The sequence below is a fragment of the Streptomyces typhae genome (genome assembly GCF_009755605.1).
GTDB lineage: Bacteria > Actinomycetota > Actinomycetes > Streptomycetales > Streptomycetaceae > Streptomyces > Streptomyces typhae.
On the sequence record NZ_WPNZ01000002.1, the window covers coordinates 185,015 to 197,617 of the forward strand.

A 12,603-nucleotide genomic window follows, 5' to 3' on the forward strand; every position below is an offset into this window, starting at 1 on the left:
AGCCGGGCGTGACAGGGGCGGCGGCCGGGGCGGCCGGATGCCCGGGGTGCGGCACGGCCAGGGGCCCCGGCGGGGAGCCCGCCTGCGGCTGTGCGGGCGCGGCGGCCCGTGCGGCCCTGGAGGCGCGGTCGGCCCAGGCGGCGGCCGTGGAGGACTTCGATCCGCTGCGGATCCGCCCGTATGTGACGCTGCCGGAGCCGTCGGCACCGTCGCCCCCGCCTCCGCTGCCCGGAGGCACCGGACCGGACACGAGAACCGGCACCGGAACAGCCTCGGACACAGGCACAGGCACAGGCGCCGAAGCAGGCACAGACGCGGGCACACACGCGGGCACGGGCCCCGTACCACCACCCCCCGGCCCCGTAGCCGCGGGCCGGGAGCGGCGCCGCAGCCGCGCCGCCCTCTTCTCCGGCGCGGGCATGCTCGCCGCCTCCGCGGCCGTCTTCGCCGGTGGCATGTACGCGGGTGCCGGGGGCGGCGGCGGGCTCGAAGGGCACGCGGACCGTGCCCTGCCGGACACGGCGTCGAGCAGCCCGGACCGCCCCGGCCACCCCGGCGCCGGGGACCCCGGCGCGGACGAACCCGCCCTTCAGACGTCGGTGCGCTCCGCGGCCGTCGCGCCGAGCCCCGGCGCGACCCGCGCGGAACCGCGCGCGACGCGCCCCTCGCCGGAGCCGTCGTCCTCGTCCCCGTCGGCGTCCGCGCGGCAGGAGTCCCCTCGTACGCTGCGGGAACCGGCGACGTCACCGACGCGTACGACGGCCCGCGCGACCGGCACGGTGATCCTGCCACCCGACCGGCGCCCGCAGGGTCTCCGGGCCCTGCACGTGGGCGACACGGGTCCCGATGTGAGCGAACTCCAGTGCCGACTGGGACAGTTGTCCCTGTACGTGGGCCCGCGGGACGGCACCTACTCCCCCGCGGTCGCCGACGCGGTGGCCCGCTTCCAGTGGGCGCGCGGCGTCACCGACGACCCGCCCGGCACCTACGGCCGGGCGACCCGCCGGGCCTTGGAGGCGGAGACGACCGTGTCTTAGGGGGCACGGCCGAAGTGGGCCTCAGCCCGAGAGGCGCCCGGCTGAAGAGGACCTCGACCGAAGGAGACCCCGGCCGAGGGGTGCCTCAGCCGAAGACGAGGCGTATCGCGCCGTCCGCGGTCGGGGTGACCCGGACCCGCGTCAGGTCGTCCACCCACACCGTGGGCTCATGGGCACCGGCGCGGGAGCCTATCCCGACGACCCGCATCCCGGCGGCCCTGCCGGCCGCGATGCCCGCCCCGGAGTCCTCGAAGACGACGCAGTCGGCGGGGTCGAAGCCCAGCTCGGCGGCGCCCTTGAGGAAGCCCTCGGGGTCGGGCTTGCTGGCGGAGACGTTCTCGGCGGTCACGCGCACCGCGGGCAGCGGGAGCCCGGCGGCGGCCATCCGCCCGGTGGACAGCGGTATGTCGGCGGACGTCACCAGGGCGTGCGGGAGACCGGCGAGCGAGGCGAGGAAGCCGGGGGCGCCGGGCACGGGGACGACGCCGTCCATGTCGGCGGTCTCCTCGGCGAGCATCGCCCGGTTCTCGGCGAGGTTCTCGGCCAGGGGCCTGTCGGGCAGCAGCAGCGCCATCGAGGCGTGGCCCTGGCGGCCGTGCGCGACGCGCAGGACCTCGTCCCCGTCGAGGCCGTGCCGGGCGGCCCAGCGCCGCCAGACGCGCTCCACGACGGCGTCGGAGTTGACGAGGGTGCCGTCCATGTCGAGGAGGAGGGCTCGGGCGGTCAGTTCGTTCACGGCCGTCATCGGCGCACTCCAGAGGGGAAGAACCGCAGGGAAACGCGGACGCGGGGCGTCCCGGGGATCAAGGCGGCCCCGCCCGCCGGTCAGGGAGTACGGGCGGAGCCACTTTGTTCCCTCACGGTACAAAACAAGCCCCTCATGCGCCAACACCGCAGGTCAAGCCGTTGTGCGAGCACAAGCCCAGGCGCCCGTGACCTGGCGCTCAGACCCAGCCGGGGCCGGGCCCCGGCGCCGGGTCCACTCCCTCAGGCCACCGCCGGGGCCGCGCCCCCGGCGTCAGGTCCACTCCCTCAGGCCACCGCCTCGATGAGGCTCCACACACCGAGCGCCAGCATCAGAACCCCCGCGATCTTCGTGATGAGGGACAGCGGCACCCGCTTCATCAGCGCCTTGCCGCCCACGATGCCGATCCCGGCGACCGCCCACAGCGCGAGCACCGCGCCGAGGCCCACGGACAGCGGGTCGTCGTACCGCGCCGCCATGTTGGCCGTCATGATCTGCGTGAGGTCGCCGAACTCCGCGACCAGGATGAGCATGAAGCCCGCTCCCGAGACCCGCCAGAAGCTCTGGTCCTTCGGCGCCTTCACCTCGTCGCCGTCCTCGTCGCCGCCCTTGGAGAGCAGCAGCATCGCGGCGCCGCCGAGGAAGAGGACGCCGGTGAGCGCGTGCACCAGCTGCTGCGGAAGGAGCGTGAGCACGCTGCCCGCGGCCACCGCGAGCACCACGTGCAGGGCGAAGGCGGCGGCGACTCCGGCGAAGACGTACGAGGCGCGGTAGCGGGTGCCGAGGACGAGCCCGGCGAGCGCGGTCTTGTCGGGGAGTTCGGCGAGGAAGACCACGCCGAAGACGAGCGCCGTCACACTGATGCTGATCAAGGTTCCTCAATCGGTCGGGCCGCCCCGCCGAGAGTTCCGCAGCCTTCGCGTACGACACCTCGGCACGGCAGCGCACGGCTGCGCGCACGGGTGTGCACGCTGAGCACTGCTGGCCGAAGGTCTCGCTGGCCGCCCACCGCGTGGGCTGCCTCCGGGCGCCGGCTCAGACGAACTGAGCAGTATGTCGACGGTCCGGCGAAGAGCTACTCCCCTTCTGCTCCGGCCATCCTACGCGACCCGCGCACCGCCCCGGCCAGGGACTTTGGCCCCGCCCCCTTCGATCGTGACCCATGCCACACCGGGCACCCGGGCCGCCGCACCCGACCGCCCGGAACACCGCGAGCACCCCGAGCACCCCGAGCACCCCGAGCACCCCGAGCACCCCGAGCACCCCGAGCACCCACCGGACACCGGGAGCGCCACCCGCGGCCACCCGGCACACCCACGCGCCCGGCATTTCACCCCGAAGTACCAACTTCCGCCTCAACGCGCCGCCATGACGGGGCACCAGAACCCTTGATGTTTACAGGTGATTGACGCGACCCTGTCACTCAGTGCACACCTCGGCGCCATCCGAGCACGCCAGCATGACCGCCCCACCGGTCAACGTCCCCCCACACCAAGGGAGTTCAGATGCCCACGTTCTACGCGCGTCACCGCGCCGCCACCCTCGGCGCCCTCACCGCCCTGGCCGCCGCGGGCACCCTGCTCGCCGGCTCGCCCGCCCAGGCCGCCCCGCCCACCCCCGTCGACGCGAGCACCGCCCGCACCTACCTCGGCCAGCTCACCGTGCGCGCCGAGGGCTCCTCCGACGGCTACAGCCGCGAGAAGTTCCCGCACTGGGCGACCCAGTCCGGCGCCTGCAACACCCGTGAGGTCGTCCTCAAGCGGGACGGCCAGAACGTCCAGCAGGACGGGAACTGTGCCGCCGTCTCCGGCACCTGGAAGTCCGCCTACGACAACGCCACCTGGACCCAGGCCTCCGACCTCGACATCGACCACGTCGTACCGCTCTCCGAGGCGTGGAAGTCCGGCGCCAACGCCTGGACCACCGACCGCCGCAAGAGCTTCGCCAACGACCTGGGCCAGCCCCAGCTCATCGCCGTCACCGACAACGTCAACCAGGCCAAGGGCGACAAGGACCCGGCCGAGTGGATGCCGCCCACGTCGTCGTACCACTGCTTCTACGTCCGCATGTGGGTGGACGTGAAGCACCACTACGGCCTCACCGTCGACTCCGCCGAGAAGAGCAAGCTCACCTCGGTCCTCAACGGCTGCTGACCGGCCGCCGACCGGCCGCCGACCGGCGCTGATCACTCCGCTTCGGCGGAACCGGCCCGCCCGCCTCCGTCGTTCCGTACCGTACGGGGCGACGGAGGAGGGTGATCACTGTGGCACGGCTGCGCCTGGGACCACTGCTGAGGTACGTCGACGGCGCGAGCGCGACCGTCTGGGTGGAGGCCGACCGGCCCTGCACGGCTGAGGTGCGCTGCGCCGACGGCGCCCGGGGCACGGCGCGGACCTTCCAGATCGCGGGGCACCACTACGCCCTGGTGCAGGTCGAGGGGTTGCGTCCGGGCACGGACACGGCGTACGAGGTGTCGCTCGACGAGAGCCCCGTGTGGCCGCTGCCCGACTCGCCGTTCCCACCGAGCACCATCCGGACGCCGGGCGGCACGGCAGCGAGCGGGAGCGGCGGCGGCACGGGCCGCGACGGCGGCACGAGCCATGACGGGGACGGGGGCGGGGACGGGGAGACCGTGCGGGTGACCTTCGGGTCCTGCCGGTGGGCCGCGCCGCCCGCGGCCGAGCACGGCGCCTCCCCGGGAGCCCGGCTGCGCTCGCACCAGGAGGACCCCATCGGCCCCGACGCCCTCGACACGCTCGCGGCCCGCATCGCCGCCGACCCCACCGGACCGCGCCCCGACGTGCTGCTGCTCCTGGGCGACCAGGTGTACGCGGACGAGGTCTCCGACGACACCCGCCGCTGGCTCGCGGCCCGCCGCGACCTCTCCGAACCCCCGGGCGACCAGGTCGCGGACTACGAGGAGTACACCCACCTCTACTACGAGTCCTGGCTCGACCCCGAGGTGCGCTGGCTGCTCTCCACGGTGCCCAGCTGCATGGTCTTCGACGACCACGACGTGATCGACGACTGGAACACCAGCGAGTCCTGGCTGGCCGAGATGCGGGCCACGCCCTGGTGGCGCGAGCGCATCCTCAGCGGCCTGATGTCGTACTGGGTGTACCAGCACATCGGCAACCTCCCGCCGGACGAACTCGCGCGCGACGAGCTGTTCACCGCGGTGCGCGCCGCGCCCGACGGCACGGACGCCCTGCGCTCGTTCGCCGCGGCCGCCGACAGCGACCCGGCGTCGACGCGCTGGAGCTACCGCAGGGACTTCGGCCGTGTCCGCCTGCTGATGGTCGACACCCGGGCCGCCCGCGTCCTGAAGGAGGACGAGCGGGCGATGCTCGACCCGGAGGAGGCCGAGTGGCTGCGCGCGCAGGCCCTGGAGGGCGGCTGCGACCATCTGCTCATCGGGACGTCGCTGCCGTGGCTCCTCCCGCATCTCATTCATGACGCCGAGGGCTGGGACGCGGCACTGTGCCGCGGCGAGCGGGGCGCCCGCTGGGCCCGCTTCGGGGAGCGGCTCCGCCGGGCCGCGGACCTGGAGCACTGGGCGGCGTTCCCGTCGTCGTTCGACTCCCTGGCCGCGGTGATCGCCGAGGCCGGTTCGGGCGCGGACGCCCCGGCGACGGTGTGCGTCCTGTCCGGCGACGTCCACCACGCGTACGTCGCCGAGCCCACCTGGCCCGGCGGCGGCCCCGACGCGCGCGTGCTCCAGCTGACCTGTTCGCCGGTGCACAACTCCATACCCGCCTACATAAGGGGCGGGTTCCGGTTCGGCTGGAGCCGGGTCGGCCGGGCCCTCGGGCGGCGGTTCGCCCGGCACGGGCGGCTCCCCCGCGCCGCCGTCGACTGGCGCAGGACGGGCGGCCCCTGGTTCGGCAACCATCTGATGACCCTGACGATGCGGGGCAGGTCGGCCCGGCTGCGCCTCGACCGGGCGCGGGCGGGCAAGGACGGCGCGGAGCGGATGGAGACCGTGTCGGAGACGCAGCTGACCCCATGAGCCATGAGCCCATGAGTGCTTGCCTGCCTCCGTGCCCGCCGACCCCATGGGCCGGTATGCCCTTTCCGTCGGCGTGACGCGGGCCACAACCGGATGACGATCCTCCGAAGCGGGGTCCTGCGACCGCACTGCCGACGGCATGATGTCCCGGTCCCTCCGTCCGTACCGGGAGCCATGAGCCGTACCGGGAGTCACGATCCGTACCGGGAGTCACGCCTTTGTCTGCTGCCCCGCCCGCTGACCCTTCCATAGCCGTCGTCGGCGCGGGGCCACGCGGCACCAGCGTCCTGGAGCGCCTGTGCGCGTCGGCCACCGAGCTGCTGCCCCTGGGGGCGCGGCTCACGGTCCACGTGGTCGATCCGGCGCCGCCGGGTCCGGGACGGGTCTGGCGCACCGCCCAGCCGCCGGAGCTCCTGATGAACACCGTCGCCTCCCAGGTGACGCTGTTCACCGACGCGAGTGTCGACTGCGCGGGGCCGGTGCGGCCGGGGCCGAGCCTGTACGAGTGGGCCGCCCGCGGGCACCTGCCGGGGCTCGGCCCCGACGACTATCCGACGCGCGCCGACTACGGCCGCTACCTGGAGTGGTTCTTCGCCCGCACCGTGGCCGCCGCGCCCGAAGCCGTCCGCGTCGTCGTGCACCCGGCGCGCGCGGTCGGCCTGAGCGAGGAGCCCGACGGACGGCAGACCCTCGTGCTCGACGACGCCGAGGTGCTGTCCGGGCTCGGCGCCGTCGTCCTCGCCCAGGGGCATCTGCCGGCGGCCCCCGACCCGGCCCAGGCGGAGCTCTCCGCGTACGCCGCCCGGCACGGCCTGCGCCACATCCCGCCCGCCAACCCCGCCGACATCGACCTGAGCGCGGTCGCGCCCGGCGAACCGGTGCTGCTGCGCGGCCTCGGCCTGAACTTCTTCGACCACATGGCGCTCCTGACCGTGGGGCGCGGCGGCCGTTTCGTCACCGGCGAGGACGGCGCGCCGCGCTATGCGGCGAGCGGCGACGAGCCGCGCCTGTACGCCGGTTCGCGCCGCGGAGTCCCGTACCAGGCACGCGGCGACAACGCCAAGGGCCCCTACGGGCGGCACCGGCCCGCGGTCCTCACCCCTGAGGTCATCGCCCGGTTCCGCAAGCGCGCGGACAGCGGGGACGCGCCCGACTTCCGCGCCGAGGTGTGGCCGCTGGTCGCCAAGGAGGTCGAGACAGTCCACTACACGGCGCGGCTGAACGCCTCCGGCGCGGCGGAGCGGGCCCGCGCCTTTCCCGACCGCTTCCTCGACACCGCGCCCGGCAGCCCCGAAGAAGCCCTCGTCCTGGACGAGTTCGGGTTCGCCCCCGACGACCGCTGGTCCTGGGAGCGGCTCGCGCGGCCGTACGCGGGGCTCCGCTTCGGCTCGCCCGACGACCATCGGGCCCGGCTGCTCGACCGGCTGCGCGACGACGTCGCGCAGGCCAGGCTCGGCAATGTGGCGGGCCCGCTCAAGGCGGCCCTCGACGTGCTCCGCGACCTGCGCAACGAACTGCGCCTCGTCGTCGACCACGGCGGCCTGACCGGCGCCTCGCGCCGCGCCCATCTGGACGGCTGGTACACGCCGTTCAACGCCTTCCTGTCGATCGGCCCGCCGCGGCGCCGCGTCGAGGAACTCGTCGCGCTGATCGAGGCGGGAGTCGTGGAGGTCGTCGGGCCGCGGATCGACGTGCGCGGCGCGGACGGGGCGTTCCACGCGCACTCGCCGGACGTGCCGGGCTCCGGGGTGCGGGTGACCACCCTCATCGAGGCCCGGCTGCCCGAGCCCGACCTGCGGCGCACCGGGGACGCGCTGCTCGCGGGGCTCCTCGCCGCCGGGCAGTGCCGTCCGCACACCGTGGACGGCTACGAGACGGGCGGGCTCGACGTGACGCCGCGGCCGTACCGCCTGATCGACGGCGAAGGGCGGGCGCACGCGCGCAGGTTCGCGTTCGGGGTGCCGACGGAGGGGGTGCACTGGGTGACGGCCGCGGGCGCCAGGCCGGGGGTGGACTCGGTGACGCTGTCCGACGCGGACGCGGTGGCGCGGGCCGCGCTGCGGGCGGCGGCTCCGGCTCCCACTCTGGCTCCGGGTCCGGCCCCGGCTCCGGCTCCGGCCCCGGCTCCGGCTCCGGCTCCGGCTCCGGAAGGGGCGATGTCCGCCCCCGCGCGGGAGATTCTCACGAAACACTCAGATGTTGAAGTTGCAAGTACTAATTAGGCGGACCTAATCTTGGATCTCCCGATCGGTTCCCGTCCCCAAACCGTTCAAGACCGAAGGAGTCCCCCACCATGACTGGACGTCTGGACAGCGCCCAGCCCTATGCCCTCGGCCTCTTCCGCATAGTCGTCGGACTGCTCTTCGCCTGCCACGGCGCCGCCTCGCTCTTCGGCGCGCTCGGCGGCACCGACGGCTCCGGCGGCACCGTCGACGCCGGTACCTGGCCCGGCTGGTACGCGGCGGTCATCCAGCTCGTCGGCGGCAGCCTGGTCCTGCTCGGCCTCGGCACCCGCGCGGCGGCGTTCGTGTCGTCGGGGTCGATGGCCTACGCGTACTTCAAGGTGCACCAGCCGGAGGCGCTGTGGCCGATGGAGAACGGCGGTGAGGCCTCGGCGATGTTCTGCTGGGCCCTCCTGCTGCTCGTGTTCACCGGTTCCGGGGCGTTCGGCCTCGACCGGGTGATCGCCTCGGCCCGCCGCGAGCGCGAGCCGAAGGCCGCGGACTCGGAGCGCACGCCCGTCGCGGCCTGACCCGCAGGGCGCGCACGGTCGGCGCCCCTTTCTCCGTGGCTGGTTCCCGATACGGAGGAAGGGGCGCCGTCGGCGTTCCGGCGCCTCGCCGGTTTTCCGGGGCCTCGCCGGTTTTTCGGGGCCTCGCCGGTTCTTCGAGGCCTCGCCGGTTTCCGAGGCCTCGCCCCGGCGCTACTTTCCGGCGCGCGGCTCGAACGGCACGGTGAAGCACGCCACCCGGTCCCCGGCGCCGCCCTGTTCGCGGTGCAGCACCACCGACGCCGCCTCGCCGGGCCTGAAGTTCCAGGGGTGGACCGCCGACGCGGCCCCCGATCCGTCGCGGCGCGCGGTGAAGTCCAGCCACACCTCGTTGCCCGGATTCACATAGTCCGGATTCTCCGACGGCTGCACCGGGTCCGGGTGGTTCTGATAGTGCCCGCCCGCCGCCTCGGGGTCGACGCCGCACGGCTTGCGGTGCACGTGCACACCGAACTCGTGGCCCGCCCGCACGCCCTTGACCCTGAGGCCGACCCGGGTGCCGCCGTGCTCATGGCGCTGCGTGACCAGGATCCGGGCGCCGGGAGGCACGAGGTTCCGGTCGTAGGTGAGGGCGGGCGCGTGCGCCCTGGACGGCGCGAACCGTCCCTCGGCGCGCACACAGTCGGCGCCCGCGCCGGGGGCGCCACCGCTCGCTGTGAGCACGGCTGCCGCCACGGCCGCGGTCAGTATTCCTGCCACCATCGTCGAGTCTCCTCGTATCGCCGTCGAGCGCCCGTTGTGTGCGCCTCTGCTCCGTTCGTACGGGACATCCGGCGCGTCCGCCCCGCCAGGGCGTCACCCGGGTGAACGTGATGTAGCGAACATCTGAGCCCCCAGTGGATCTACGGACGACAGTCCGGCGTACGCTGTACAGCTGTCATCAGGCCGCCACCCGCCGCTCCCCGCGCCATCGCGGCGAATGAGTTGCCGACCGGGGAGTCACGGGGAGTTTCGGTGTTGGAGTGTGTGGGGGCGCTGACCGGCAGCCCATGGATCTACGCGGTCGTGGCCCTCTCCGTCCTGTTCGACGTGTTCCTGCCGCTGCTGCCGAGCGGGGTGCTCGTCATCACCGCGGCCACGGCGGCGGCGGCCGCGGGTTCCGGCACCGGGCGGGTGCCGCAGGACGTGCCGGACATCCTGCTCCTGATGCTCTGCGCCGCGACCGCGTCCGTGCTCGGTGACCTCGTCGCCTACCGCCTCGCCCGGCGCGGCGGCGCCCGGCTCGACCGCGCCATCGCCCGTTCCCGGCGCCTGACCAGCGCCCAGGAGCGGCTCGGCGCGGCCCTCGCGCGCGGCGGCGGCGTCCTCTTCGTCATCGCCCGCTTCGCCCCCGCGGGCCGCTCGATCGTCTCGCTCGGCGCGGGCACGGCCCACCGCACGGTCCGTGAGTTCCTGCCGTGGTCGGCGCTCGCGGGCGTGGCCTGGGCCGGATACAGCGTGGGCCTCGGCTACTTCGGCGGCCAGTGGCTGGGCGCGACCTGGCTGGCCACGGGCGTCTCGGTGTTCGCGCTGTTCGCGGCGGGGGCGGGGGCGGCGTTCCTGGTGCGGCGGCCGCGGGAGCAGCCTGCGGGCTAGGCCTTTTCCGGCCTGCGGGCCGGGCCTTGTCCAGCCCGCGGGCCGGGCCGTCCCCAGCCTGCGGGCCAGGCCTTCGGCCCTGGGGGCTCGGGACCCGGCCCCGGTCCCGGCCCCGGGTCCGCCCGCACAGGCCCACGGCCCGGCCGCGGCCTACGAGGCCGTACCCGCCCCCCGCACCTCCAGGTGGGTGAGCAGCTCCGCCGTCGCCTCGGCGACGGCGTCGACGGCGCGGTCGAAGACCTCGCGATTGTGGGCGGCCGGGGCCCGGAACCCGGAGACCTTGCGCACGTACTGGAGCGCGGCGGCCCGGATCTCCTCCTCGGTGGCCTTCTCGGGGAGCGCGGGCGGGCGAAGAGTCTTGATGCTGCGGCACATGCCACCAGCTTCGCACGCCACTCGCCCCTGGAATTCGAACAGGAGTACTATCGCCGGGTGTCCGCAACCCCCGAGCAAGAGTTCCCGAGCGACCTCCTCGCAGGACAGGAGGAGCTGCACCAGGTCAGATCCGAACTGCACGCCCTGCTGAAGCGGCTGCCCTGGTCCGTCGAGCCCCACGACGGCTTCAGCGACGACCACGGCTGGCGCAAGGTGGAGCGCCCCGCCTCCCCCGGCTGGACGCCGGACGAGCAGGCGGAGGTCGAGAAACTGCGCGCCCGGGAACGGGAGTTGGCGGTCTTCGTGAGCTGTCACCGTTTCTGGGAGCAGGTTTCGGGCCCGGCCGCGGTGGATACCCGGACGAGGCTCAAGTACGTGCACAAGCCACCGCCCGGTGCCTCCTCCGAGGAGCATTGACAGGCGGTGAGGGCGGGCGTTGACTCGCGTACGAGGGACGGTCCAGCCCTTGACGGCCGCCGCCGTCGGCCCGGTCCGGGCGGCGTCGGCACGTGCACGAATACAGCTCATCCGGCCCCGCGCTCAGGTGCCCAGGCCCCGCCCCGAGCCCGTGCGGCCCGTCCATCGAACCCGGCCCCCGCGTTCCAGCGTGCGGAGGTGCACCCATGACTGTTCTTGTCGTCGCCCTGATCGTCGTCCTCATCGCCCTGGGCTTCAGCCAACCCGTGCTGTGGCTCGCCGCAGCCGCTCTCGTCTGGTTCCTGGTCCGCCGGTTCGACGGCGGGCAGGCCCGGCCCGGCTCCTCCGGCAGCGGAGCGGGCGCGACGGCCCCGGGCCCGAGCGCCGCGAAGCCCGGCGGAGCGCTCCCCTCCTCGTACCGCGACTACCGCATCCGCCGGGACCGCCAGGAGCGGTGGGACCGCAGGTACCGCCGTACGCATCCGAAGGCGAAGGGCGGCAAGTAGCGGCCGTTCCGCCCTGTCCGGCGCGGGGCCGCGGAGAGCGGATATCCACGCGCGCCCGGCGCCGGGCACCGCCGACGCAGAGCGGATTTTCAAGCCCGTCCGGCGCCAGGCACCGCCAACGCAGAGCCGCGCAGAGCGGATCTTCAGCCCGTCCGGCGTTTGAGGACGAGCAGGCCGCAGGCCGCGACGATCGGCGGCGCGGCGCTGGGCGGCGCGGCACCGTACCGGAGTGACGGGCGCGACGCGGCGCGGAACCGCACCGGAGTGACCGGGCACCGCCCGGTACGACTTCTCACCGTTCCGGGTGACAGCGCGCTTATCCGGGCCCCCCGGGGGGAGTGTGCGCATGCACCGTGCACCGAACCAGCCCCGGGAGTCGCCCGCATGCGCCACGAAGCCGCCCCACAAGAAACGGGGGCGGGAGCCGGGCGGAGCCGCAACCCGCGCCCCGCGACGCCCCGTTGCCCGCGCGGGCCGCGACCGCGCCCGGGGGCGTTCGGCGCCGTCGCCCGGATGTCCGCCCGCGCCGTCCACACCGCCCTGGCCGCCGCCGTCGCCCTGGCCGTCCTGACCGTGGCGGGCTGCACGTCCCCCACCCGGTCGACCTCGATGCCTCCGAACGAGGTCATCAAGACGGCGCAGCGGGACCTCACCGAGGGCTGCCTGACCCGGCAGGGCCTGGCACCGCCGCGCCCCGGCGCCCGCCCGGCGTCCGCGCCCCGGCAGCAGCAGGTGACACGGGCCGTGTTCGGCGCGGGCCGCACGGAGCTGTCCGTGAAGCTGCCCACCGGATACTCGGTGCGCGCCCACACGGACGGCTGTCTGGCCGCGGCCCAGCGCACGCTCTACGGCGACCAGCGCCGCTGGTTCCGGGTGTCGACGGTGGTCAACAACCTCAAGCCGGAGGCCGCCTTCCGCAAGGAGCCGCTCGCGGAGGTCCGCACCCGGCACCGCGCCGACCTGGCCGAGTGGCGCAGGCTGCGGGCCCGAGCCCTGATCAACGCGAAGGCCCATCTGCAGGCGGAGTCCCACCGCACCGCCGCGCGGGACTGATCACAGCACACATTCCCGCCAACTCGGCCGCGCAGGAGCACGATTACCGCCGACTGAGCAGCGCCGCACCGCCCGAGGACGCATGCTGTAACTCGCCGACGCCCAGTGATCGGAAT

Annotated in this window: 14 protein-coding genes; 10 read left to right on the plus strand and 4 right to left on the minus strand. The window is 74.4% G+C overall.

Translation table 11 applies throughout. The features are described from left to right. Positions 1–8 precede the first annotated feature (8 nt). On the plus strand, positions 9–1,037 hold the full coding sequence (locus tag GPA10_RS43595; protein ID WP_157164373.1) for a peptidoglycan-binding protein: 1,029 nt from the start codon (positions 9–11) through the stop codon (positions 1,035–1,037). An 85-nt stretch (positions 1,038–1,122) separates the two neighbouring features. Here the strand turns inward: GPA10_RS43595 and GPA10_RS04800 are convergent, their stop codons facing one another. Continuing rightward, the gene (locus GPA10_RS04800) at positions 1,123–1,782 is read right to left on the minus strand and encodes an HAD-IA family hydrolase (protein ID WP_157164374.1); all 660 of its coding nucleotides are present in this window, start codon (positions 1,780–1,782) and stop codon (positions 1,123–1,125) included. A gap of 287 nt (positions 1,783–2,069) precedes the next feature. After that, the gene (locus GPA10_RS04805) at positions 2,070–2,654 is read right to left on the minus strand and encodes a TMEM165/GDT1 family protein (RefSeq protein ID WP_157164375.1); all 585 of its coding nucleotides are present in this window, start codon (positions 2,652–2,654) and stop codon (positions 2,070–2,072) included. Positions 2,655–2,937: 283 nt separating this feature from the next. On the opposite strand from GPA10_RS04805, the gene GPA10_RS41600 reads away from it, so the two are divergent. The 5 genes from GPA10_RS41600 to GPA10_RS04830 all read left to right on the plus strand — a co-directional run bounded on the left by GPA10_RS41600 (position 2,938) and on the right by GPA10_RS04830 (position 8,543). Next, positions 2,938–3,174, plus strand: coding sequence for a hypothetical protein (locus GPA10_RS41600; protein WP_198351506.1), 237 nt, complete (start codon positions 2,938–2,940; stop codon positions 3,172–3,174). Between the two features lie 113 nt (positions 3,175–3,287). Then, a complete protein-coding gene (locus GPA10_RS04815) occupies positions 3,288–3,935 on the plus strand; it encodes an HNH endonuclease family protein (RefSeq protein ID WP_157164377.1) in 648 nt (215 codons plus the stop codon). 110 nt (positions 3,936–4,045) lie between these two features. Beyond that, entirely contained in the window at positions 4,046–5,791 is a 1,746-nt protein-coding gene (locus GPA10_RS04820; protein ID WP_343040432.1) for an alkaline phosphatase D family protein, read from the plus strand. Between the two features lie 218 nt (positions 5,792–6,009). Beyond that, positions 6,010–8,013 (plus strand): FAD/NAD(P)-binding protein, encoded by a 2,004-nt coding sequence (locus GPA10_RS04825; protein ID WP_157164378.1) that lies wholly within the window; start codon positions 6,010–6,012, stop codon positions 8,011–8,013. A 71-nt stretch (positions 8,014–8,084) separates the two neighbouring features. Continuing rightward, positions 8,085–8,543 carry a DoxX family protein gene (locus tag GPA10_RS04830; protein WP_058845840.1) on the plus strand — a complete coding sequence of 153 codons (459 nt, stop codon included), beginning with the start codon at positions 8,085–8,087 and terminating at the stop codon, positions 8,541–8,543. 171 nt (positions 8,544–8,714) lie between these two features. Here GPA10_RS04830 and GPA10_RS04835 read toward each other — a convergent pair whose 3' ends face one another. Beyond that, complete coding sequence (locus GPA10_RS04835; RefSeq protein WP_157164379.1) at positions 8,715–9,263, minus strand: superoxide dismutase family protein; 549 nt, start codon at positions 9,261–9,263, stop codon at positions 8,715–8,717. 252 nt (positions 9,264–9,515) lie between these two features. Between GPA10_RS04835 and GPA10_RS04840 the strand changes: the two genes are divergently transcribed. Further along, positions 9,516–10,136 carry a DedA family protein gene (locus GPA10_RS04840; RefSeq protein WP_343040334.1) on the plus strand — a complete coding sequence of 207 codons (621 nt, stop codon included), beginning with the start codon at positions 9,516–9,518 and terminating at the stop codon, positions 10,134–10,136. A gap of 150 nt (positions 10,137–10,286) precedes the next feature. On the opposite strand, the gene GPA10_RS04845 is transcribed toward GPA10_RS04840, so the two are convergent. Then, on the minus strand, positions 10,287–10,511 hold the full coding sequence (locus GPA10_RS04845) for a DUF2277 domain-containing protein (RefSeq protein ID WP_157164381.1): 225 nt from the start codon (positions 10,509–10,511) through the stop codon (positions 10,287–10,289). Between the two features lie 57 nt (positions 10,512–10,568). On the opposite strand from GPA10_RS04845, the gene GPA10_RS04850 reads away from it, so the two are divergent. The 3 genes from GPA10_RS04850 to GPA10_RS04860 all read left to right on the plus strand — a co-directional run bounded on the left by GPA10_RS04850 (position 10,569) and on the right by GPA10_RS04860 (position 12,487). Beyond that, complete coding sequence (locus tag GPA10_RS04850) at positions 10,569–10,928, plus strand: hypothetical protein (protein WP_058845844.1); 360 nt, start codon at positions 10,569–10,571, stop codon at positions 10,926–10,928. Between the two features lie 206 nt (positions 10,929–11,134). Then, complete coding sequence (locus GPA10_RS04855; protein ID WP_157164382.1) at positions 11,135–11,434, plus strand: hypothetical protein; 300 nt, start codon at positions 11,135–11,137, stop codon at positions 11,432–11,434. A 513-nt stretch (positions 11,435–11,947) separates the two neighbouring features. Then, positions 11,948–12,487 carry a hypothetical protein gene (locus tag GPA10_RS04860; protein WP_157164383.1) on the plus strand — a complete coding sequence of 180 codons (540 nt, stop codon included), beginning with the start codon at positions 11,948–11,950 and terminating at the stop codon, positions 12,485–12,487. Positions 12,488–12,603 lie beyond the last annotated feature (116 nt).